Origin of the sequence: Vibrio sp. 10N.222.49.C12 (assembly GCF_041475025.1) — a bacterium.
Taxonomy (GTDB): domain Bacteria; phylum Pseudomonadota; class Gammaproteobacteria; order Enterobacterales; family Vibrionaceae; genus Vibrio; species Vibrio crassostreae_C.
The window spans coordinates 221,535-243,655 of the sequence record NZ_JBFRVF010000025.1; the positions used below are offsets into that span (position 1 = coordinate 221,535).

19 protein-coding genes and 10 tRNA genes are annotated in these 22,121 nt (G+C 45.2%); 2 read left to right on the forward strand and 27 right to left on the reverse strand.

Annotated features, from left to right (window positions below; all coding sequences use genetic code 11):
• Positions 1-246: 246 nt before the first annotated feature.
• The 6 genes from AB4583_RS09515 to ffh form a co-directional block, all read right to left on the reverse strand.
• A protein-coding gene (locus tag AB4583_RS09515) for an IS3 family transposase (RefSeq protein WP_102319877.1) occupies positions 247-1,484 on the reverse strand; the annotation gives its coding sequence in 2 pieces (ribosomal slippage) (positions 247-1,112 and positions 1,112-1,484; 1,239 coding nt in all).
• A gap of 100 nt (positions 1,485-1,584) precedes the next feature.
• Positions 1,585-1,938 carry a 50S ribosomal protein L19 gene (gene rplS / locus AB4583_RS09520; RefSeq protein WP_004735514.1) on the reverse strand — a complete coding sequence of 118 codons (354 nt, stop codon included), beginning with the start codon at positions 1,936-1,938 and terminating at the stop codon, positions 1,585-1,587.
• A gap of 59 nt (positions 1,939-1,997) precedes the next feature.
• Complete coding sequence (gene trmD, locus AB4583_RS09525; protein WP_019826347.1) at positions 1,998-2,738, reverse strand: tRNA (guanosine(37)-N1)-methyltransferase TrmD; 741 nt, start codon at positions 2,736-2,738, stop codon at positions 1,998-2,000.
• A 26-nt stretch (positions 2,739-2,764) separates the two neighbouring features.
• The gene (gene rimM / locus AB4583_RS09530) at positions 2,765-3,319 is read right to left on the reverse strand and encodes a ribosome maturation factor RimM (RefSeq protein ID WP_017063236.1); all 555 of its coding nucleotides are present in this window, start codon (positions 3,317-3,319) and stop codon (positions 2,765-2,767) included.
• Between the two features lie 24 nt (positions 3,320-3,343).
• Positions 3,344-3,592 (reverse strand): 30S ribosomal protein S16, encoded by a 249-nt coding sequence (gene rpsP / locus AB4583_RS09535; protein WP_004410028.1) that lies wholly within the window; start codon positions 3,590-3,592, stop codon positions 3,344-3,346.
• A gap of 212 nt (positions 3,593-3,804) precedes the next feature.
• A complete protein-coding gene (ffh, locus tag AB4583_RS09540; protein ID WP_010435884.1) occupies positions 3,805-5,199 on the reverse strand; it encodes a signal recognition particle protein in 1,395 nt (464 codons plus the stop codon).
• A 200-nt stretch (positions 5,200-5,399) separates the two neighbouring features.
• Between ffh and AB4583_RS09545 the strand changes: the two genes are divergently transcribed.
• Together AB4583_RS09545 and AB4583_RS09550 are read left to right on the forward strand one after the other, a co-directional pair.
• Positions 5,400-6,194, forward strand: coding sequence for an inner membrane protein YpjD (locus tag AB4583_RS09545; protein ID WP_019825854.1), 795 nt, complete (start codon positions 5,400-5,402; stop codon positions 6,192-6,194).
• Positions 6,195-6,321: 127 nt separating this feature from the next.
• Positions 6,322-7,593, forward strand: a complete 1,272-nt coding sequence (locus AB4583_RS09550; RefSeq protein WP_017068872.1) for an HlyC/CorC family transporter — start codon at positions 6,322-6,324, stop codon at positions 7,591-7,593.
• Between the two features lie 97 nt (positions 7,594-7,690).
• Here the strand turns inward: AB4583_RS09550 and luxS are convergent, their stop codons facing one another.
• The 21 genes from luxS to AB4583_RS09655 all read right to left on the reverse strand — a co-directional run bounded on the left by luxS (position 7,691) and on the right by AB4583_RS09655 (position 21,937).
• Positions 7,691-8,209 (reverse strand): S-ribosylhomocysteine lyase, encoded by a 519-nt coding sequence (gene luxS / locus AB4583_RS09555; RefSeq protein ID WP_017056597.1) that lies wholly within the window; start codon positions 8,207-8,209, stop codon positions 7,691-7,693.
• Positions 8,210-8,233: 24 nt separating this feature from the next.
• Positions 8,234-8,884 carry a hypothetical protein gene (locus AB4583_RS09560; protein ID WP_017629422.1) on the reverse strand — a complete coding sequence of 217 codons (651 nt, stop codon included), beginning with the start codon at positions 8,882-8,884 and terminating at the stop codon, positions 8,234-8,236.
• A 10-nt stretch (positions 8,885-8,894) separates the two neighbouring features.
• On the reverse strand, positions 8,895-10,463 hold the full coding sequence (gene gshA, locus AB4583_RS09565; protein WP_372117145.1) for a glutamate--cysteine ligase: 1,569 nt from the start codon (positions 10,461-10,463) through the stop codon (positions 8,895-8,897).
• Between the two features lie 99 nt (positions 10,464-10,562).
• A complete protein-coding gene (locus AB4583_RS09570; protein WP_372111938.1) occupies positions 10,563-13,421 on the reverse strand; it encodes a M16 family metallopeptidase in 2,859 nt (952 codons plus the stop codon).
• 9 nt (positions 13,422-13,430) lie between these two features.
• Positions 13,431-13,892, reverse strand: a complete 462-nt coding sequence (locus tag AB4583_RS09575; RefSeq protein WP_017059555.1) for a YqaA family protein — start codon at positions 13,890-13,892, stop codon at positions 13,431-13,433.
• A 6-nt stretch (positions 13,893-13,898) separates the two neighbouring features.
• Positions 13,899-14,852, reverse strand: a complete 954-nt coding sequence (locus AB4583_RS09580; RefSeq protein WP_372117146.1) for an NADP-dependent oxidoreductase — start codon at positions 14,850-14,852, stop codon at positions 13,899-13,901.
• Between the two features lie 172 nt (positions 14,853-15,024).
• The gene (locus AB4583_RS09585; protein ID WP_019825842.1) at positions 15,025-16,155 is read right to left on the reverse strand and encodes a sodium ion-translocating decarboxylase subunit beta; all 1,131 of its coding nucleotides are present in this window, start codon (positions 16,153-16,155) and stop codon (positions 15,025-15,027) included.
• A 9-nt stretch (positions 16,156-16,164) separates the two neighbouring features.
• A complete protein-coding gene (gene oadA / locus AB4583_RS09590; RefSeq protein ID WP_372117148.1) occupies positions 16,165-17,949 on the reverse strand; it encodes a sodium-extruding oxaloacetate decarboxylase subunit alpha in 1,785 nt (594 codons plus the stop codon).
• A 31-nt stretch (positions 17,950-17,980) separates the two neighbouring features.
• Positions 17,981-18,238 (reverse strand): oxaloacetate decarboxylase subunit gamma, encoded by a 258-nt coding sequence (locus AB4583_RS09595; protein WP_004741884.1) that lies wholly within the window; start codon positions 18,236-18,238, stop codon positions 17,981-17,983.
• Positions 18,239-18,613: 375 nt separating this feature from the next.
• Positions 18,614-18,690 (reverse strand) — tRNA-Arg (locus AB4583_RS09600).
• Positions 18,691-18,771: 81 nt separating this feature from the next.
• Positions 18,772-18,848 (reverse strand) — tRNA-Arg (locus tag AB4583_RS09605).
• A 57-nt stretch (positions 18,849-18,905) separates the two neighbouring features.
• Positions 18,906-18,982 (reverse strand) — tRNA-Arg (locus AB4583_RS09610).
• A 58-nt stretch (positions 18,983-19,040) separates the two neighbouring features.
• Positions 19,041-19,117: transfer RNA gene (locus AB4583_RS09615), tRNA-Arg, on the reverse strand.
• 57 nt (positions 19,118-19,174) lie between these two features.
• Positions 19,175-19,251: transfer RNA gene (locus AB4583_RS09620), tRNA-Arg, on the reverse strand.
• An 80-nt stretch (positions 19,252-19,331) separates the two neighbouring features.
• Positions 19,332-19,408 (reverse strand) — tRNA-Arg (locus AB4583_RS09625).
• Between the two features lie 67 nt (positions 19,409-19,475).
• A tRNA-Arg gene (locus tag AB4583_RS09630) sits at positions 19,476-19,552 on the reverse strand.
• Positions 19,553-19,641: 89 nt separating this feature from the next.
• A tRNA-Ser gene (locus AB4583_RS09635) sits at positions 19,642-19,734 on the reverse strand.
• 44 nt (positions 19,735-19,778) lie between these two features.
• Positions 19,779-19,855, reverse strand: a tRNA-Arg gene (locus AB4583_RS09640).
• Positions 19,856-19,898: 43 nt separating this feature from the next.
• Positions 19,899-19,991 (reverse strand) — tRNA-Ser (locus AB4583_RS09645).
• Positions 19,992-20,465: 474 nt separating this feature from the next.
• Positions 20,466-20,663 carry a carbon storage regulator CsrA gene (csrA, locus tag AB4583_RS09650; protein ID WP_004415691.1) on the reverse strand — a complete coding sequence of 66 codons (198 nt, stop codon included), beginning with the start codon at positions 20,661-20,663 and terminating at the stop codon, positions 20,466-20,468.
• Positions 20,664-20,755: 92 nt separating this feature from the next.
• On the reverse strand, positions 20,756-21,937 hold the full coding sequence (locus tag AB4583_RS09655; protein ID WP_017063224.1) for an aspartate kinase: 1,182 nt from the start codon (positions 21,935-21,937) through the stop codon (positions 20,756-20,758).
• Between the last annotated feature and the right edge of the window lie 184 nt (positions 21,938-22,121).

Consider the following 22,121-nt stretch of genomic DNA (forward strand, 5'->3'; position numbering starts at 1 on the left):
CGAGTAGCGAGTAGCGAGTAAATTTTGAAGGGTTGGCGTTTAACGTCAATCCTTTTTTATTGCCTATAACACGGCGCTAGTAGAGATTCCCTACTCCTTCCTTCGTCAGTCTAGGGAATGACGGTTAAATATGAGTTTCGGTTTGTTCCGTCATCCTCCAGAGCGAGGAATGAGCTAATTGGGGATCTCTTACCTGCGAAACTCCAAATAACTGTCTCGTCCTAAAATACGTTGACAGTATTTCTACTAAGCCAACAGCATCAGCTGTTGGCTTTTTTCATGCACCTCATTTGGAGTTTTCATCCTGAGACTAAGGTGCGGCCTCATATTGTTATAGGTACTTATAGACTCTTTTACTAGTTGTTTAAGCTCTCCGAGGTTTTTACACTTATTAAGTAAGAACTCTTGTTTCAGTATTCCATTTACTCTCTCTGCTAATGCATTTTGATAGCAGTCATAACCGTCTGTCATCGAGGGGCTTATGCCGCTACTTTTCAACTTATCTTGATAAACACCGGAGCAATACTGGAGACCACGATCAGAGTGATGGATACACGAACGATGATATTGACGCCCCTTAATAGCCATATCTAGCGCTTTCACAACATCCGTCGCCTTCATTTCGTTGCTCAGCTCGTAGCCCATAATTTTCCGACTAAACGCATCAGTTACCAATGAGAGATAGTGAATGCCTTCATCTGATTGGATATAGGTAATATCACTTACTAACACACCCTCTGGAGTGCATGGTTTGTAGTTCTTTAATAAGTTCGGATGTTTTTTCATCCAATGCTTACTGTTTGTCGTTTTCGTAAAACTACGTTTAGGTCTTACCAATAACCGTTCATCACGTAAGTAGTTGAAAAGAGCATCCCGACCTAACTTGATACCTTGTTCTTGCAACTTTGGCTTAAGTAAAAAGTAGAGCTTTCTAGTGCCAACCCGAGGCATATAACGTCTAATATCCAACACCATTTGTTTGATGGGTTTAAGTTCCAACTGGCGATGAACAGCTCGCTTTTCTCGTTGATAAACGCTTTGTCTCGTTATCCCGCATAGCTTACATACTCGAACTAAACTTATTCCTTCTTGTTCTTGAAGGCTTCTTGCTCCTTGGTGAGATACTTTTTTCTGAGGCTAGTTCCGTGTTCAGCATCAAGAATATCAACCACTCTATTTAAAAAGAGATTCTTGATTTTTTCGTCTTCCAGCTCTTTCTCAAGACGCTTTATTTTCTGTGCTGGTGACTCTTTAGGCTTAGTTGATTGGTGCATGGTATTCATCCTTGGAGTTTGCGCCCAATTCATCTTACCGTGCTTTCGAAGCCAAGTTAAAACAGTTGAACGGCCTTGGATACCATAAATGGTTTGGGCTTGTTTATATGTCATATCGCCTCTTTCTACAGCGGCGACGACCTGTAATTTAAAGCCTAGTGTGTAATCACGCTGAGTGCGCTTAACGTAGGTATTATTTGAAGTAGCCATAATTCGTCCTCAATGTGTAAACACATTTCAGGACGGGACAAACAGACACAAAAAAGCGGAGCCAAATGGCTCCGCTTTTATCGATAGAATGCAAAAAGAATTACTTCTTAGTAAGCTTCTCTTTAATACGAGCTGACTTACCAGAACGCTCACGTAGGTAGTACAACTTGGCACGACGTACTGCACCACGGCGTTTAACTTCGATGCTATCAACCATTGGAGAGTGAGTTTGGAACGCACGCTCTACGCCTTCACCGTTCGAGATCTTACGAACTGTGAATGCAGAGTGTAGACCACGGTTACGAATAGCGATTACAACGCCTTCGAAAGCCTGTAGACGCTCACGGTCACCTTCTTTTACCTTAACCTGAACTACAACAGTGTCACCTGGTGCAAATTTAGGAAGGTCTGATTTTAGTTGCTCTTCTTCAAGAGCCTTGATGATGTTGCTCATTTGTATAAATTCCTAGAATAAACTGATACTAAATTTAATAGGTTACTGCTTGCTTTTCGTTAAGAGCGTTGCTCTTTAATGAATTCAGCCAGTAATTGTTCCTGTTCGTCAGTCAGAGCTAGGTTTTCCAGGAGTTCTGGTCTTCTTAGCCAAGTTCGGCCCAACGATTGTTTTAATCGCCAGCGACGAATGTCCTTATGGTTTCCAGACTTGAGTACCGATGGTACATCTTTATCGTCTAGCACCTCAGGGCGCGTATAATGAGGACAATCTAGCAAACCATTTGCAAAAGAATCTTCTTCTGCTGAAGCGAAATCTCCAAGTACACCCGGAACAAACCGAGATACTGAATCAATCAGCGTCATGGCTGGCAGTTCGCCACCCGTCATCACAAAATCTCCAATCGACCATTCTTCGTCAACTTCAGATTGAATGATGCGCTCATCTACCCCTTCATAGCGACCACAAATAAGAAGTAAATTCTCGTTTGTTGCCAGCTCTTCAACACCTTTCTGGTCGAGTTTACGACCTTGAGGTGAAAGATAGATGACTTTCGTCTTTCCCGGTGCTGCTTGCTTGGCAGTTTTGATAGCGTCGCGCAAAGGCTGAACCATCATTAACATGCCAGGACCACCACCGTAAGGTCTGTCATCAACAGTGCGATGTTTATCATGAGTGAAATCACGAGGATTCCATGTCTCAATAGATAAAAGACCTTTTTTAACCGCTTGACCTGTTACTCCAAAATCAGTAACAGAACGGAACATTTCAGGAAAAAGGCTAATAATGCCAACCCACATGTGTTCTCTCGCTCTGTAATTTGGAGTTAGAATCCAGGATCCCAGTCAACTTCGATCCGGCGAGCTTCGCGATCAACTTTCTTGATCACTTGCTCTTCAAGGTACGGTACTAACCGTTCCTTTTGGCCAAAAGCATCTTTAAGATTTGCTTTGATTACTAGAACATCGTTCGAGCCAGTTTCTAATAGGTCAGTGACCTCACCAAGGTCGTAACCTTTAGTGGTAAAAACTTGCATACCGAACAATTCGCGCCAGTAGAATTCATCTTCTGACAATTCAGGTAACGAAGCAGGGTCAATAGCAATTTCAAAGTTAGTCATCAGTTGCGCGTCTTCACGAACATCTAATCCCGCTAGCTTACATACATAACCTTGGCCATGACGTTTCCAGCTCTCAACTTTGTACTCAACCCACTTACCCTTTAGGTTTAAATACCAAGGGCTGTAATCAAATATGCTTTCAGCATTGTCTGTGTAGGAGAACACTTTGAGCCAGCCACGAATACCATAGGTAGACCCAAGTTTACCCATGACAATTCTATTATTTTGCTCGCTCATAGTTTCTTTACCCTTCATCGACATAAGCTATTTCTCTTTAAAAAAGAATTAAGCCGCTTTTTGAGCGTCTTTAACTAGCTTAGCTACACGATCAGATAGAGATGCGCCTTGACCAACCCAGTGGTTAACACGATCTAGGTCTAGACGTAGACCTTCTTCTTGACCTTGAGCAGTAGGGTTAAAGAAACCTACTTTCTCGATGAAACGGCCAGTTGCAGCGTTACGGCTATCCGCAACTACGATTTGATAAAATGGGCGCTTCTTTGCACCGTGACGTGCCAAACGAATGGTTACCATGTCGTCCTCTTTGCTTTCTTAATAAAATAATTAACCCCAAGTATAAGTAAATAGCTTGGGGTCTCGTGCCAAATTAAAGCCCCGGAATTTTACTCTTATTCCGGTGCAATGCAAGGGCTTTAGCTATTTTTTCACCAACATAGCTGCCGTACACTTTCTGTGACACGGCTAACACTATGAAAAGTAACGTAGCTAAAGCTTACATTTGTAGATTATCGACCAAACGGGTTAAAGCCACCACCCATTCCGCCCATACCTCCACCGCCGCCCATCATGCCTTGCATGTTGCGCATCATGCCTTTCATGCCACCTTTCTGCATCTTCTTCATCATCTTCTGCATTTGGGTGAACTGCTTAAGCATACGGTTTACATCTTGTACCTGTGTACCAGAACCAGCGGCAATACGCTTTTTGCGTGAGCCTTTGATTAAGTCAGGGCGTTGACGCTCTTTCATGGTCATAGAGTTGATGATCGCTTCCATCTGCTTGAACATCTTGTCATCAACTTTATCTTTAACGTTATCTGGTAGCTGAGACATGCCTGGAAGCTTATCCATCATGCCCATCATGCCGCCCATGTTTTGCATCTGACCTAGCTGTTCACGGAAGTCTTCAAGGTCAAAGCCTTTCTTCTCTTTGAACTTCTTAGCCAGTTTCTCTGCTTTCTCGGTATCAACGTTTTTCTGTAGGTCTTCAATAAGAGACAGTACGTCGCCCATACCTAAGATACGAGAAGCAACACGATCTGGGTGGAACGGTTCTAGTGCGTCAGTCTTTTCACCAACACCCAAGAATTTAATCGGCTTGCCTGTGATATGACGAACAGACAGAGCAGCACCACCACGCGCATCACCATCAACTTTCGTCAAGATAACACCGGTTAGTGGTAACGCATCACCAAAGGCTTTTGCAGTGTTCGCTGCATCTTGACCTGTCATTGCATCAACAACGAACAGTGTCTCTACTGGTTTAATTGCAGTATGAAGCTCTTTGATCTCGCCCATCATCTCTTCATCGATAGCCAAACGACCCGCAGTATCGACAAGTAGCACGTCGTAGAATTTCTTCTTCGCGTGGTCGATTGCAGCGTTTGCAATATCAAGAGGTTTTTGATCAGCTGAAGATGGGAAGAAGTCGACGCCAACATCGCTTGCTAACGTTTCAAGCTGTTTGATCGCCGCTGGACGGTAAACGTCGGCAGACACAACCAAGACTTTCTTCTTGTCACGCTCAGTTAGAAGCTTAGATAGCTTACCTACCGATGTGGTTTTACCCGCACCTTGTAGACCCGCCATTAAGATAACGGCTGGCGGCTGCGCTGCTAGGTTAAGAGCCTCGTTAGACTCACCCATCACCGCTTCAAGTTCAGCTTGAACGATCTTAATGAATTCTTGACCAGGCGTTAGAGATTTAGAAACCTCAACACCCACAGCGCCTTCTTTTACGCGCTTAACAAAATCGCGGACAACGGGCAGTGCAACGTCGGCTTCAAGTAGCGCCATACGTACTTCACGCAGCGTCTCTTTAATGTTGTCTTCGGTCAGACGACCTTTACCGCTGATGTTCTTCAGCGTTTTGGATAGACGATCCGTTAAATTATCAAACATAGTTTTCTCTTCGCTCAAAACTGCGACTATTACTGTGAGTATACATTAGCGCGGATTAGAGTCATACCCGTTGTAGAGCGTTAATCATCCGTGCTTGTGATGTGAGACATTATTCACTTGGAATTGAATGAGGTTCGCCATAGCCCCAAAGAGCGATGCGAGGTATAATTCGCCAATTAGTAATCATTAAAATGGATACCATGGACAGTCTTATTGCGATCGCAGCAGCCTTTCTTTATACAATGGCAATTTCCACGATCATTCCAGGTCTCGTGCACCAAACAGGAATCCGTGTAAAAACGGTGTTTATCAGCGCATTACTTGCTCTAGCTTTCCATGCTTGGTTGCTTGGCGATTTGATTTTTAATGCCAGTGGCCAAAACCTCAGTATCTTGAACGTTGCTTCATTAATCAGTTTAATCATATCTGTGGTAATGAGCGGTGCCATGCTCAAAACCCGTCTGTGGTTTATCTTACCCGTCGTCTATAGCTTCGCTGCGCTGAACTTGATGGCTGCCACTTTTCTTCCAAGCACCTTCATCAAACATCTAGAGAATGACCCAAAACTGCTCGTGCACATATCTTTGGCTCTATTCTCATACGCAACGTTAACTATCGGCGCGCTATACGCCCTGCAACTTGCTTGGCTAGATCACAAACTTAAAAAGAAAAAAGCCTTAGTGATAAACCCTAACCTACCTCCTTTAATGATGGTAGAGAGACAGCTTTTCAAGATCATTCTGATTGGTAATGGTTTATTAACGGGTACTTTGCTGACTGGCCTTATCTTCGTACAAGATATGTTTGCTCAAGGAAAGGCGCACAAAGCGGTATTGTCTTTTATCGCTTGGGTTATCTACTCCATCCTTTTATGGGGTCACTACCAAAAAGGTTGGCGTGGACAGAAAGTCACTTGGTTCGCACTGGCCGGCGCCAGCATGCTCACATTGGCCTACTTCGGTAGCCGCTTCGTTCAGGAAATCATCCTGAACTAGTCTGTAAAATAAAGGCAAGATCTCACATACCTTGCCTTTAAAATATTGAGTGCAATACATTCAATTGACATCTCGACCATGTTCGGTCATAAATTAATCAAGATACACAAATAGGAAAAGAATAGTTTTGGACGACATATCAACGGGTATCTTATTTGCGCTACTCGCGTGTCTCATTGTAATTTCTGGTTATTTCTCTGGTTCCGAAACGGGCATGATGTCCCTGAACCGCTACCGTTTAAAGCACTTGGCCAATACGGGTCATAAAGGTGCCAAACGTGTAGAAAAACTTCTGAACCGCCCAGACAGATTGATTGGCCTCATTCTCATCGGCAACAATCTCGTCAACATTCTTGCATCTGCGATCGCTACTATTCTTGGTATGCGCATCTACGGGGATATCGGTGTGGCTATCGCTACTGGTACCCTGACTCTCGTGATCCTCGTATTCGCCGAGGTAACCCCAAAGACTATCGCTTCTCTATTTCCTGAACGTGTCTCTTACGCCAGTAGCATCCTTTTGATGGTGCTGATGAAGGTACTGTCACCGTTGGTGATTTTAGTTAACTTCATTACCAATGGCTTCATTCGTATCTTAGGTGTCAAAGCCAGCCATGATGCAACCGACCACTTGAGCTCCGAAGAGCTTAGAACCGTGGTAAATGAAGCCGGTAGCTTAATCCCTCAACGTCACCAAGATATGTTGGTGTCTATTCTGGATTTAGAGCACGTCACCGTGAACGACATCATGGTGCCGCGTAATGAGATTACTGGTATCGACATCAATGACGACTGGAAATCGATCGTTCGTCAACTTACCCACTCGCCTCATGGTCGCGTAGTTCTGTACCGTGACCAAATAGATGAAGTGGTCGGCATGCTTAGGCTGCGTGAAGCTTACCGTCTGATGCTTGAAAAGAACGAATTCAATAAAGAAACCCTGTTGCGTGCCGCGGATGAGATCTACTTTATTCCTGAAGCGACACCACTCAATATTCAACTGCTTAAGTTTCAACGCAATAAGCAGCGCATCGGTTTGATTGTTGATGAGTATGGCGACATCAATGGTTTGGTTACATTAGAAGATATTCTAGAAGAGATCGTAGGTGAGTTTACCACCTCAATCACCCCAAGCTTATCTGAAGAGATTACTCCGCAAAGCGATGGCAGCTTCTTGATTGAAGGCAGTGCCAATATCCGAGATATCAACAAAGGCTTACAGTGGGCACTGCCTACCGATGGCCCAAGAACGCTGAATGGTTTGATACTGGAACACCTTGAAGATATTCCAGAGAGTCACCTCAGTGTTCAGGTTGCCAGCCACCCAATGGAAATTGTTGAGCTTGAAGAGAACCGCATCAAACTGGTTCGCGTGTTCCCACAGATCGTGAACGGCTAACTGAGATATCACTGAAGCTCACATAAACAAAAGACCCGGTTCATTAAACCGGGCCTTTTAGTATCTAACTCGCCCTATCTAGGGTAGCTATCAATGACTAGTCGATCTTAAGCTCTTGCAGCATAGACTCTGGCAGTGCCAGTTCATCATTCTTGTTTACAGAGATGCCTGCAGCGATGATCGCATTCGCGATCTCTTTCGCTTCATCCAAAGAGTGCATTGCCGCGGTACCACATTGGTATTCGTTCAGCTCAGGGATCTTATTCTGGTTCTCAACTTTCAGTACGTCTTGCATCGCTGCCAACCAACCGTCAGCCACTTGTTGTTCTGTAGGCGTACCAATCAGGCTCATGTAGAAACCAGTGCGACAGCCCATCGGTGAGATATCGATGATCTCTACATCTGAACCGTTCAATTGATTACGCATGAAACCAGCGTATAGGTGCTCTAGAGTATGGATACCTTTCTCAGATAGGATGTCTTTGTTTGGCGCAGTAAAACGCAGGTCAAACACAGTGATGGTATCCCCTTTTGGGGTTTGCATTGTTTTAGCAACACGAACGGCAGGTGCGTTCATGCGTGTGTGATCAACAGTGAAACTATCTAATAAAGGCATTGCTCTTCTCCATGACGGCTGGCTTTAGAAAAACCAGCTTCGATTGTCTTCTAGTTCTTTGCGGCACTGTTTCAGCTGCCATCCATAATCTTTTGCTTGCTGTTCGACTTTGCGCGCCACCTTAATTAGCGATGGCTTGCTGTTGTATGACTTACGCTTATAACCACCACGGCCTTCATGATAAGCCAGGTATTGGTTATATGGGTCCCATAGTGAGATGCCCAATTGACGACGCGTCTCGCTGGTATACCAACCGATGAACATCAATGCATCATCAAAGTTGGTTCTTGAACCACCGTTATTGGTCGCCTTTTGGAAGTCTTCCCAAGCAGGATCTTGAGCTTGTGCATAACCGTAGGCACTGCTTACACGCCCCCACGGTATAAAGCCAAGAATGTAATCTTTAGGTGGGCGCGCATCATGACGATAGCTACTCTCTTGTTTCACAAAAGCCATCGCAACGTTAATCGGCGTTCCCCATTCTTCTTGCATATCCAAGGCATCTTCATACCATGAAGGGTGCTCTCGAAAGATGCTACACAAATTATCTTGCTGCTTTGGCGGTGGCGTTGCACATCCAACCAACAGGCTAGAGACAACACCAACAGTCACTACAGGTAACCATTTACTACTCACTCGAGTAGGCTGACCTAATAAGGCTTGCTTCCTTTCCACCAAAGTCTCGCTATGCTTTTAAATACGAAAAATAATCCGCTAAGAAGCTATCAAAATCTTGAGTGCTTGCTTCTTCACTTTGTTGCTGAGCAATCACAGAACGTTGAACTTCTGCTTCCATCAACTCAGCTGAATATACTTTGTATTGGTGCGCTTTGTGTTGCTGAGCGTACGTTTTACCTAACGCGCAACCCACTTTACCTAAGCCGCCCAATTTTTTGGTCTCTTCTAGCAACTGGCCAGAAATAGTTAGCTCAGGGTTATCAATCCAAGCCTCAAGCGTATCGCATGTTTCTTGGTATGCACGACCACCTTGTTCAGCGTCCATCATCTCGGCAATAGAGCGCAGATCTTTGAAGACACGCTTCGCCCAATCTTGCAGAGACAATCGCTCACCATGACAACCGATTTGCAGCTCTAGACCAACCTGACGACCTTGTAGGATCACCTTGTTCCAGTTATCGCGCCAGCATTCAAGCTCGCAGTTATCCATCTCAGCAGAGTCCGTTAGCACACTCCACGTTAGGAATAAGTCTAGGAAGCGAACCTGCTGCTCATTGATACCAATTGAGCTGAATGGGTTTACATCTAAAGAACGAACCTCAATGTACTCAACACCACCGCGTGCCAATGCTTCAGATGGTTTCTCACCACTCTTCGCGACACGCTTAGGGCGGATTGGAGCGTAAAGCTCATTTTCAATTTGCAGTACGTTGCTATTCAACTGACGGTATTCACCATCAACCTTAGTGCCAATCTCGGCAAATTCTTCTGATGGTGTGCGAATCGCTTGATTCAAACCTTCAAGGTATTGGTCTAGGCTGTTGAAACCAATCTTCAACACACTTTGCGCACTGTTCGTGTAGCCAAGGTCGCTCAGGCGCAGTGCCGTTGCTTTTGGCAGATACAGTGTCTCGCCAATCTTTTCAAAAGGCAGGTTTGTCTCTCTTCCTTTGATGAAAGAAGAACATAGCGCAGGTGAAGCACCGAAGAAGTATGGGATTAACCAACCAAAGCGGTAGTAGTTACGAATCAAACCGAAGTAAGCATCTGACTTAGATTCACAACGCGCTTCTTCAGTTTGCTCTCCAAACAGGCTATCCCAAAAGCTTTCTGGGAAAGAGAAGTTGAAGTGAACACCAGAGATAATCTGCATCAGGCTACCGTAACGACGTTTTAGGCCTTCACGATATAAGGTCTTCATCTTACCGTTATTCGAGGTGCCGTATTGCGCTAGCTGAATGTAATCTTCACTGCCAACGTAACAAGGCATAGAAAGCGGCCATAGTTTTTCGCCGTCTAACTTGGTTTGCGTGAAGTGATGGATATCAGACAACTGATTCAAAAGCGTCGGAACGTCGTTAGAAACAGGCGTGATAAATTCCAGTAGCGACTCAGAGAAATCGGTCGTTACCCATTCGTTCATCAACGCAGATCCCAAAGCCTCAGGGTGCGGCCCAGTAGCAAGGTGCCCACCTTCCGTGTAGCGTAATGTTTCCCTTTCAACACCACGACCAAATTGAGAGAAGGTCTTAGGGTTGGTTGCAACTTGCTTTAGTCGCGCAGCAAAATCAGTCAAAATTCAGTTCACTTATCTTATATTGTTCTGATTAGAACTATCATAAATTAGGTTGGAGGAGAAAAGTAGAGTCTCTTCCCTCCCCCTTTAATGTGTACTCTAACGAATGATTTCAAGCTCTTCTATTGGAATATCTAACTTTTCTAATTGCGGGCGAAGCGAAGTCGCGTCACCAACAACGATTATTTGATAATCATTCGGGTCAAACCATTTCTTAGATAGCTCGTTTAAGGTCTCTTTTGAAACCGTTTCAACTATCTGATTACGCTGTTGTAGGTAATCTTCATCAAGGCTCAATGCAACAATATTACTCAACAACCCCGCCTTTTGACTTGGCGTTTCGTATTTAAGTGCATCTTGTTGACCGACGGCAAGGCGCATAAATTTCACCTCTTCGTCAGTTAATCCACTTTGGCTAAACTCATTCAGCTCATTAATAAACTCTTGAATCGATGGAACCGTCGCATTCGCCCTTACCTGCGCGCTAAATACCACTGCGCCAGTTTCACGAGTACTTGCGAAGTAACCGCTTGCACCGTAAGTGTAGGCTTTGTCTTCACGTAGGTTCTGGTTGATACGGCTATTGAAGTTGCCCGCTAAGTTAAAGTTAGCTAACTGGCTCAAATACAATTCACCCGTTGCATCAAACGGCAGGCCTTTACGAACCAAGCGAACAATGCTTTGCGGCGCACCCGGTTTATCGACTAAGTACAGGTGCTGACCAGAAAGCTCTTTGACGATCTGTGGACGCGTTAATGGTGCCGCATCGCCTTGCCACTCTTCAAAGAATTGTAGCTGTTTCCCCACCTCTTTCTTCGAGATGTCTCCCACAACAACAATATTGGCACCTTCTGGTGTGTAATGTTGCGCATAGAATTTTTTCACATCGTCTAAGGTCAATTTCGATAGAGATTCCTTAGTACCATCACTTGCACGAGCAAAAACAGTGTCACCAAACAGCACTTCACGGGTTGCTTGAGAAGCCATCCAACTTGGCTGCTGATGCTGATACACAACGCCTTCTAGCATCTGTTTCTTAACGCGCTCAAAATCTTGCTCATCGAACTTAGGATCGAATAGAACCTCTTGCACAATCGCTAAGGTTTGAGGCAAGTTTTTCTCTAGCGTCGAGACTGAAATATCTGTGGTGTAGCTGCCCGCACTAATGCTCACGCTGCTACCAAGTTTATCTAAGGTCGCTTGTAACTCTTCAACGGTTCGTTTAGTTGAGCCTTCTTCCATCATCGAAGCCGTTAGGTTCGCTAGGCCTTCTTGCCCTTTGCGAACATAGCGTTCGCCTGCAGGCAATTGAATTTGCAGCTGTACTGTCGGCGTTTCACTGGTCACGGTACCAATTAAGTCAGTGCCATTTGCAAAGTGCATGCGGTACAACTCAGGCATGGTCGCCTCAACACCAAAGTTCACTTCTGGCATCACACTGCGATCAAAGGTATCCGGTGCCTTTCTGAAATCCAGTTGATCTTCCGTCACCTTGCTGTATTCCGGCAACGTACGTGGTGGCGTGGTAAAGGTCGCTTCACGAACCGCCAAATCGAGCTTTTTCTTAGGAACCACACTCAAGGTAACCTTGTGCTTACCTTCGATGAAATCTTGGTATGCCTTGCTCACGCTCTCAGGCGTCACCGCTCGGATTTGATCGAGTTGTGATTCAATGCGATCAGGCTGACCATAGAAGGTTTGGTTCGACGCGAGTTGCGACACCTTACCTTTAACGCTTTGCAATGCAAAAACAGCATTCGCTTCGGCCATGCCAGTGATCTGGTCTAAACGCTCTTGCTCAACGCCCTCTTTCGAGAATTGCTCCAGGGTATCCATCAGCTCTTTATTGAGAACCGTCAAATCGCCTTTTTCACCTGAGTTGCCCATTGCATACACGTACATGGTACACGCCAACTCAGCACAATCATGGAAAGAGCCAGCGCTGACGGCCTTCTGCGTTTTTACGAGGTTTTGATATAGGTAACTGTTGGTACCTGAACCTAACACGTTAGACAATGCATTCAGTGAAGCTTGCGTCTCTTCGCCGCGATACGTTGTTGGCCAACCCACAAGCACCATCGGCTGACGAATATTGTCTTCTAAGGTGATGTACTTATCTTCTTTTAGAACAGCAGGTTGCTTCTCTGCCGCCTTCACTTCAGGGCCTTGAGGAATTGGACCAAAGTACTTGTTAACCCATTCTAGCGTATCATCAACGTCGATATCACCACCAATCGTTAACACGGCATTGTTTGGGCCGTACCAACGCAGGAAGAACGCTTTAAGATCATTCACGTCAACACGGTCAAGATCTTCAACATAGCCGATTGGTTGCCAAGAGTAAGGGTGACCTTCTGGGTATAGCGCTTCGCCCATGCGTTCCCACATTAAGCCGTAAGGACGATTTTCGTAGCTCTGCGCTCGCTCGTTCTTGACCGTGCCTCTTTGCACCTCAAATTTCTTCTGAGAAACTGCATCCAACAAGAAGCCCATTCGGTCTGATTCTAACCACAACATTTTCTCAAGTTGGTTAGAAGGAACAGTTTCAAAATAGTTGGTGCGGTCACGGTTGGTCGTGCCGTTTAACGAACCACCCGCTTCGGTAATGATCTTAAAGTGCTGTTGGTCACCAACGTTCTCTGAACCCTGGAACATCATGTGCTCAAAGAAGTGAGCAAATCCCGACTTGCCTATCTCTTCACGTGCTGAACCGACGTGATAAGTCACATCAACATGCACCAACGGATCGGAATCATCAGGGGAAAGAATAACTGTCAGGCCGTTTTCAAGCTGATACTTGGTGTAAGGAATCACCACTTTATCTTTAGAGGGCTTTACCTCTTCTAACAGAGTGACACCTTCAGGTAACGAGGAAAAGAAGGGCGTTGAGCTAGGTACATTGTAAGAACAGCCTGCAATGGCGATAAGAGAAAATGTACCAAGTAAAACCTTTTTCATAGGTTCTCCTTAGAAAAAACCGAAGTAGATAGCAGCAAGTAAGCTATAGCGAGCGGCTTTGCCAATCGCTATCAAAATAACGCTAGGGATGAATTTCATTCTTAGCCAACCCGCAGCGAGACACAAAGGGTCACCAATGATCGGTAACCAACTAAATAACAGTGTCCAGTAGCCATAGCGACTCAGCCAAGCCATAGCCTTATGACCATGCTTTTCAGATTGAGTTCGATTAGGCAACCACAAACCAATCCAATAGTTAGTCAGGCCGCCTAAGGTATTGCCTAATGTCGCCACCAGAATGATCGATGAGGTTGAAAACTGATCTAAGCTCAATGCAGCCACAAGGCTAGCTTCTGAACCACCGGGTAGTAACGTGGCACTCAAGAAGCCACTGATGAAGAGTACCCACAGCGCCGAGTCCGAGAACCACAGCGCGATATTTTCAAAAAGGGAGTTAAAAAATTCTAACACTGCCTATCAACTTTCTTGCATTTTAAGTAGCACCTTGCCTCTGGTGTGTCCGGTTTCAACCTGCAGGTGCGCCGACTGCGCCTCGTCTAACTGGTAGATACCTTGAATTTCTGTTTTGAGCAATCCGACACTGACCATGTAAAGCATGGTGTCCATTTGCTCAGGGCTTGGTTCAACCAGCATGCCTGATGCAGTAAAACCTAATAGTGTGGCTTTTTCGCAGATAAGTTCTGCAGATAGAGTCGGCACAGTCACGACTCGCGCGTCATCTTTTAGGCACTTCAATGCATCAAGCGCGGTATCGCCACCGACCAAATCAATCAGCACATCGACATCTGATACTCTTTCTGATGCTGGCGCAAACTTATAGTTAATCGCGTGAGCACCTAGCGTCGCAAGGTAATCAAGATTGGCTTCGCTGCAGGTTGTGTAAACCTCAGCTTTTGCTGCCACTGCAATTTGAACCGCAAGGTGACCAACGCCGCCCGCGCCCGCTAAAATAAGCACGCGGTCGCCTTCTTTCACTTCGGCTTTGTTGAGCGCTTGTGCCGCGGTTTGACTCGCGAGTGGTAATGCAGCTGCCGCTTCTAAAGTGACAGAATCAGGAACCATACTTAGTGCCGCTTCTGGAACACACACATATTGGCTGTAACCGCCACCTTGCAGTGGAAAACCAATAAAGCCAGCCACGTTATCACCAACAGTAAAGCGTTCAGCCTGTTCGCCTAGCGTGACAATTTGCCCTGAAATATCGTAGCCAGGTACCCAAGGCAGGTTATCTTTGTTTTGTGCTGCCGCCCAACCAAGGCCCGCTCGAGTTTTGACATCAATCGGATTAATGCCTGAAAAGGAAACTTTAACCACCACTTCTCCAGCCTTAGGCTCAGGGATCGCAATGGTTTGAATACTTAGGTTTTCGACGCCGCCGAATTGAGTAATCGCAATCTGTTTATTTTCCATTTCCACATTTCCTTGATTGATAAAAGCCCTAGTGAGCAAGCACCCTAATTAATAAAAAGAAAGGGATGCGAAAGCATCCCTTTGACTATAAACCATTTAATAAGGCGAAGTTAACCGCTCATTCGTAAATTGACGACCAATTAACGTAACGATACATGACCCAGCAAATCCACTAGCCCACGAGAGCTAATAGAATACCCGCCGCAACCGCACTACCAAGTACACCGGCTACGTTCGGGCCCATTGCATGCATCAACAAGAAGTTCTGAGGGTTTGCCTCAAGACCAACCTTGTTCACAACACGTGCCGCCATTGGAACCGCTGATACGCCAGCTGCGCCAATCAGTGGGTTGATGTCCTCTTTCGAGAATCGGTTCAACACCTTAGCCATCAATACACCACCCGCCGTACCGATACTGAACGCGACCGCACCCAAACCTAGAATACCCAGTGTTTCTAAGTTCAAGAACGTATCCGCTTGAAGCTTAGAACCAACCCCTAGACCTAGGAAAATAGTTACAACGTTAATCAGTTCGTTTTGAGCTGTTTTTGAAAGGCGATCAACCACACCCGCTTCACGCATTAAGTTACCCAAACAGAACATACCAACTAGAGGTGTTGCTGAAGGTAGGAACAAAATCGTCATCAGTAGTACAGCAAGCGGGAAAAGAATCTTCTCGGCTTTGCTAACGTGACGAAGTTGAGCCATCTTAATTTTGCGCTCTTCAGGAGACGTTAACGCTTTCATGATTGGTGGCTGAATGATCGGAACCAAAGCCATGTAGCTATAAGCCGCTACTGCAATGGCACCTAAAAGATCCGGAGATAACTTACTCGCCAAGAAGATCGCAGTTGGGCCATCGGCACCACCAATGATCGCAATTGACGAAGCATCGGCCATCGAGAACTCCATTCCTGGAACGTAGTTCAGCAAGATCGCGCCAAATAGCGTCGCGAAGATACCAAACTGAGCCGCAGCCCCTAGCCACAACGTTTTAGGGTTCGCAATCAACGCACCGAAGTCCGTCATCGCACCAACACCCATAAAGATCAGCAGTGGGAAAATACCTGTCTCAATACCAATGTAGTAGACGTAGTAGAGCAAACCACCTGGATCAGTAAACCCAGCATTTGGAATGTTTGCTAATACAGCACCAAAACCAATAGGCAGTAGAAGTAACGGTTCAAATCCTTTACGAATTGCCAAAAACAACAGTAAGCAACCAACCAGCATCATACAGATCTGGCCGAACTCAAAGTTCGCAATCCCTGTTTCAGACCATAAGGTCATCAATCCTTCCATGGTACTCCCTTACGCTAAGCTTAGTAGTGGAGCGCCTACAGTAACTGCATCGCCTTCTTTAACATTCAATTCTTGAACGATACCACCACGAGCAGCACGAACTTCCGTTTCCATCTTCATCGCTTCTAGGATTAGTAGAACGTCGCCTTCAGAAACCTCAGTACCCGCCTGAACGTTTACTTTAAAGATGTTACCCGCCAATGGAGCTGGAACTGCTTCTGCATCAGAAGCCGCAGCAGGTGCTGCTTGAGACGCTTGTGCTGGTTTCGCTGATGGAGATACCGATGTCAGTTCACCTTGAGGGCCAACTTCAACATCGTAAACCTGGCCATCAACCTTCACGCTGTAGCTTTCAATACCACCAGAAGCTTGTACAGGAGCTGCAGCAACTGGAGCCGCAACTTCTAGCGTTGGTGCAGGTTCAAATGCTTCAGGATTACGACGGTTCTTAAGGAACTTAAGACCCACTTGTGGGAAGAGCGCGTAAGTCAGTACATCATCAACCGTATCTTCAGCTAGAGAGATACCCTCTGATTTCGCTTTCTCTAACAGATCCGTCGTTAACGTATCCATTTCAGACTTAAGTAAATCAGCAGGACGACAAGTAATCGGCTCTGCACCGTCTAGAACTTTCGCTTGCAGTTCAGCATCCACTTCAGCAGGAGCTTGACCGTATTCACCTTTCAGTAGACCAGCAGTCTCTTTCGTGATGCTCTTATAGCGTTCGCCCGTTAAGACGTTAATAACCGCTTGAGTACCGACAATCTGAGAAGTTGGTGTTACTAAAGGAATGTAACCAAGCTCTTTACGTACGCGTGGGATCTCTTCTAGAACTTCATCCATGCGATCGGCGGCGCCTTGCTCTTTAAGCTGGCCTTCCATGTTAGTTAACATTCCGCCAGGAACTTGAGCGATTAAGATGCGAGAATCGACACCTTTTAGCTGACCTTCCCATTTCGCGTACTTTTTACGTACATCACGGAAGTAAGCCGCGATGGGTTCGATTTGGTCTAGTTTAAGATTCGTGTCGCGCTCTGTACCTTCTAACATCGCAACAACCGTTTCGGTTGGCGTATGACCGTAAGTACAGCTCATTGAAGAAATAGCGGTATCTAGAATGTCGATACCCGCTTCAACGGCTTTAACCGCTGTTGCAGTCGATAGACCAGTTGTCGCGTGGCTATGCAGTGCTAGAGGAACGTCACACGATGCTTTGATACGTGTAATCAGCTCTTCTGCTTCATACGGCTTTAATAAACCTGACATATCTTTGATACATAGTGAGTGACAACCTAGGTCCTCTAGGCGCTTAGCCAAATCAACCCAAGTATCTGAATTGTGGACCGGACTGGTTGTGTAAGACAACGTACCTTGAGCGTGGCCACCAACGTCGATCGTTGCTTTCACTGCTTTTTCAAAGTTACGCACGTCATTCATCGCATCAAAGATACGGAATACGTCCATGCCGTTTTTATGGGCACGTTCAACAAATTTTTCTACTACATCATCCGCGTAGTGACGGTAGCCCAATAGGTTTTGACCACGCAGTAGCATCTGCATTGGTGTGTTTGGCATCGCTTTTTTCAGCTCACGCAAACGCTCCCATGGATCCTCGCCAAGAAAACGGATACACGAATCAAACGTCGCGCCGCCCCAAGTCTCAAGTGACCAGTAACCGACTTTATCCAGTTCTGCCGCAATTGGCAGCATATCTTCGATACGCATACGAGTAGCAAATAGTGACTGGTGCGCGTCACGAAGTACCACATCTGTGATAGCTAGTGGTTTAGACATGCTCATAAACTCCTTTTTAATCCTTTAAATACTACTTAGCAGTAGACGCACGGTATTGATGAACCGCGGCCGAAATTGCAGCCACTACCTGTGGACTAACAGCTGAAGGGTTTGATTGTGATTTTTGAATTTTTTTAGGTGCTGCGATCGGCTCTGGTACTTCTTCTGGTACCAGTTTTGACATCAACCGAACGAGGTAAACTAGAATAGTTAGGAAAATAAAGACAACGGACATCCCCGTTATCATTAGAGTCGCCGCATCTCCTAGCAGGCTTCCAATATTAGTCATGTTGCTTCCTTTCTTCGTCATCCTGACATACGTACAGGATTTCAGCGAATAGTGATCCCGACCAATGGATTATCTCGATTGGTAAAAGTTTGTCAATTTTGTTTAAGGTTCTGTTACGGATAACGCACACATAAGGTTAATTATTCGCCTATCAGATCACATAAATCTGTCAAATACGTCATTTTTAGATATTTAAACTGTGACTTAAACGGGGCTTTTCTGGGAATTGATATGAGAAAGGTGGAATAACAAAGAAGCAATCAAGAACTACTTTAAATACAACAAGTTAAACAACGAAAAAATTTAACATTGTCGCAACAAATTTGCAGCAGACATAAAAAAAGCCTCGTATAAACGAGGCTTTTTCTAATAATGTGGCGCGCTCTGGAGGATTCGAACCTCCGACCGCCTGGTTCGTAGCCAGGTACTCTATCCAGCTGAGCTAAGAGCGCACGGTTTTAATATCAATTCATTGTTACTAACAACAGATCAATATAAGGATTTCATTCTTATAAGAAAAAAGCCCTAAATAGTGGCGCGTCCTGGAGGATTCGAACCTCCGACCGCCTGGTTCGTAGCCAGGTACTCTATCCAGCTGAGCTAAGGACGCACGGTTTTCGATATCAGTATTTCCAATATCAGGAGTTCACAAGGAAACCCTAAAGAGTGGCGCGTCCTGGAGGATTCGAACCTCCGACCGCCTGGTTCGTAGCCAGGTACTCTATCCAGCTGAGCTAAGGACGCGCAGTTTTCGATATCGGTATTCCCAATATCAGGGGTTCATAAAAGAAACCCTAAATAGTGGCGCGCTCTGGAGGATTCGAACCTCCGACCGCCTGGTTCGTAGCCAGGTACTCTATCCAGCTGAGCTAAGAGCGCACGGTTTTCGATATCAGTATTCCCAATATCAGGAGTTCACAAGGAAACCCTAAAGAGTGGCGCGTCCTGGAGGATTCGAACCTCCGACCGCCTGGTTCGTAGCCAGGTACTCTATCCAGCTGAGCTAAGGACGCACGGTTTTTGATATTAATTCTCGACGAACGATTTATCAATATCAGGATTCACATTCTTATAAGAACTAAACCCTAAATAGTGGCGCGCTCTGGAGGATTCGAACCTCCGACCGCCTGGTTCGTAGCCAGGTACTCTATCCAGCTGAGCTAAGAGCGCACGGTTTTAGTATCAACTTAGTCAATACAAGGACTTTCATTCTTAAAAGAAATAAACCCTTAAATAGTGGCGCGTCCTGGAGGATTCGAACCTCCGACCGCCTGGTTCGTAGCCAGGTACTCTATCCAGCTGAGCTAAGGACGCACGGTGTTCATTCATTAAGAATGAAGTTGTGAAATATATCACATTCTTCTTGCTACGAAGAAAAAAAAAGGCCATCGGCCTGTAATGAATGGCGGTGAGGGAGGGATTCGAACCCTCGATGCAGCTACAAACCACATACTCCCTTAGCAGGGGAGCGCCTTCGGCCACTCGGCCACCTCACCTAATTCATTATTCTCAAATCACTTACAAGTAAGAGAAGAGAGAATGGCGCGTCCTGGAGGATTCGAACCTCCGACCGCCTGGTTCGTAGCCAGGTACTCTATCCAGCTGAGCTAAGGACGCACATTTACATTGTCTAAATTGCTAATTTTAGACTCGCAAGAAATGGCGGTGAGGGAGGGATTCGAACCCTCGATGCAGCTACAAACCACATACTCCCTTAGCAGGGGAGCGCCTTCGGCCTCTCGGCCACCTCACCGTCTTGCGGAGGCACATATTACGTTTTACCGAAAATATGTCAAACACTTTATTGAAAAAAATTGGACAAAAACACTCAACCGTTTGCTATTTAATCAAAGCGCTTGCAAATTGAACTTGTAAGATTCAAATCGCGCTTTTTCCCTTAAAAATTAAGGTGAAAGATTGGCAATAATAAACAGCCGAAAACAATTATCTAATTTCTCCAGCAGCAAGTGCTACCGCTGATGGCACAATACTACGGGATGCGTATTTTCGCCATAGGGGAAGCGAATAAATCTTGAGTTTTGCCAAACAAAATACAGAGCAACAGTTCTGTTCAACCTTGTCTGTATCTCACAGCATCACAAAGCATTCACTTCACCACTTTGAGACCGATCCGTTATCCAACCCATCTATGTCCCAATCAGTGTTTCGGTTCCCCAAGATCAAAAAAGGCTAGCAACAATGCTAGCCTCTTCTCTACGCAAAAGTATTAGTAGTTGCCAGATGCAACGTTACCATTACCTTTTTCAGCTTGAATGCGCATGTAGATCTCTTCACGGTGAACAGATACTTCTTTAGGTGCGTTAACACCGATACGTACTTGGTTACCTTTAACGCCTAGTACAGTAACTGTTACTTCATCACCAATCATCAGTGTTTCGCCAACGCGGCGAGTCAAAATTAGCATTCTTTGCTCCTTGAGTAATCTCTAAATTTATCTAGCTACGAGAGTATTATCCAACAAAAGTTATATTTTCGTAAACTATCGATTGAGTTTATTTAACCAAAATGCACTTCTTTTTTAGGATAACCCTGTGTTTCACGCGCTACGATGTATGCATTGTGTAATATGTTAGCAGCCATATCGACTTGCGTTGGTGATATCACCAAAGTTAAAGACTGCTGCTGCAATAAGTGATGCTGTACATCAATTTCGCCTTCAGACAACAATCCATGTGAACTGACCACAATTTCTTGTGTTCGGCTTCCTACCACAGTTAACAAACTAACCTGTTCACTATTACGGATTTTCTCAGCAAAAACTAGTTTTAATTTGGCACTTATGTCTTGTTTAATAATGAGTGCTGCCCGTTCTGTTTCCTCGATCACACTACAGACTTCGATCCCCAACAGTTGGCAATGTGAAATGAAAGACGGTAAATCTTCATTCAAACACTCGATACGCACCATATCTCTTTGGATGGCGATGCCAGCAATATCATTCAAACACTGATTACCCGCGATCAATGTGCCCTCGCCTTGTTCAAAGCTTGAAAGCACTCGCAATGACACGTTGTGCTGCCATGCATACTGAACACAAGGAAGGTGCAATACCTTAGCGCCTCGGCGAGCCATCTCTTCCATAGAAGGAAAGTCTAAAGTATCTAATTTCTGAGATTGTTTTACGACTCTAGGGTCACAAGAGTAAACACCATCTACATCAGTATAGATCTGGCATTCTTTCGCCTGCAAGGCACCTGCAAGCGCGACCGCTGTAGTATCTGAACCACCGCGGCCTAATGTCGTGATATCACCTTTCGCATTGAATCCTTGAAAGCCTGCAACAATAACAATCTGGTTGTCATCTAGCAGAGCTTGAATCGGAGCAGTATCAATACGCTCAATCGCTGCATTATTATGATTAGAATCCGTGTGTATCTTGGCTTGATAGCCAGTCATCGATGTCGCTTCATAACCTAACTTGTGTAACGTCATTGCTAACAAGGCCATGGAAACTTGCTCGCCAGCCGTTAACAACACATCCAGTTCTCTAGCGTTTGGTACGCTATCAACTTGCGTGGCTAAATTAACTAACCGATTTGTTTCACCAGACATAGCAGAAACGACAACCACGATCTGGTTCCCTTCATTTTTCGCTTCAATGATTTTTTCTGCTACATGATGGATTCGTTCAATTGAACCCACCGACGTTCCACCAAATTTCTGCACGATAAGAGGCATTTTCACCCGTCCTCACCTTCCCAAGACCAATGTCTATATATGACAAAAAAACACATACTCCGCGTCAGGGCGAAGCAATAAAAAATTAACCAAGGAGTCTAACGCCACCATTAGACTTCTTGGTTAATCTCAATCAAACCTTGTTTAAACACACTTCCAATAGGCAAATCGAGTAGGAGGAGGC

Excerpts from the sequence above, each read along its gene's own strand:
- AB4583_RS09580 (WP_372117146.1), bottom strand. The coding sequence starts at position 14,852 with ATGGAAAATAAACAGATTGCGATTACTCAATTCGGCGGCGTCGAAAAC.
- rimM (WP_017063236.1), bottom strand. The coding sequence starts at position 3,319 with ATGTCGATGAAGGGTAAAGAAACTATGAGCGAGCAAAATAATAGAATT.
- AB4583_RS09570 (WP_372111938.1), bottom strand. The coding sequence starts at position 13,421 with ATGAAAAAGGTTTTACTTGGTACATTTTCTCTTATCGCCATTGCAGGC.
- AB4583_RS09655 (WP_017063224.1), bottom strand. The coding sequence starts at position 21,937 with ATGCCTCTTATCGTGCAGAAATTTGGTGGAACGTCGGTGGGTTCAATT.
- trmD (WP_019826347.1), bottom strand. The coding sequence starts at position 2,738 with ATGTGGGTTGGCATTATTAGCCTTTTTCCTGAAATGTTCCGTTCTGTT.
- ffh (WP_010435884.1), bottom strand. The coding sequence starts at position 5,199 with ATGTTTGATAATTTAACGGATCGTCTATCCAAAACGCTGAAGAACATC.
- rpsP (WP_004410028.1), bottom strand. The coding sequence starts at position 3,592 with ATGGTAACCATTCGTTTGGCACGTCACGGTGCAAAGAAGCGCCCATTT.
- rplS (WP_004735514.1), bottom strand. The coding sequence starts at position 1,938 with ATGAGCAACATCATCAAGGCTCTTGAAGAAGAGCAACTAAAATCAGAC.
- csrA (WP_004415691.1), bottom strand. The coding sequence starts at position 20,663 with ATGCTAATTTTGACTCGCCGCGTTGGCGAAACACTGATGATTGGTGAT.
- oadA (WP_372117148.1), bottom strand. The coding sequence starts at position 17,949 with ATGTCTAAACCACTAGCTATCACAGATGTGGTACTTCGTGACGCGCAC.
- AB4583_RS09545 (WP_019825854.1), top strand. The coding sequence starts at position 5,400 with ATGGACAGTCTTATTGCGATCGCAGCAGCCTTTCTTTATACAATGGCA.
- AB4583_RS09585 (WP_019825842.1), bottom strand. The coding sequence starts at position 16,155 with ATGGAAGGATTGATGACCTTATGGTCTGAAACAGGGATTGCGAACTTT.
- luxS (WP_017056597.1), bottom strand. The coding sequence starts at position 8,209 with ATGCCTTTATTAGATAGTTTCACTGTTGATCACACACGCATGAACGCA.
- AB4583_RS09595 (WP_004741884.1), bottom strand. The coding sequence starts at position 18,238 with ATGACTAATATTGGAAGCCTGCTAGGAGATGCGGCGACTCTAATGATA.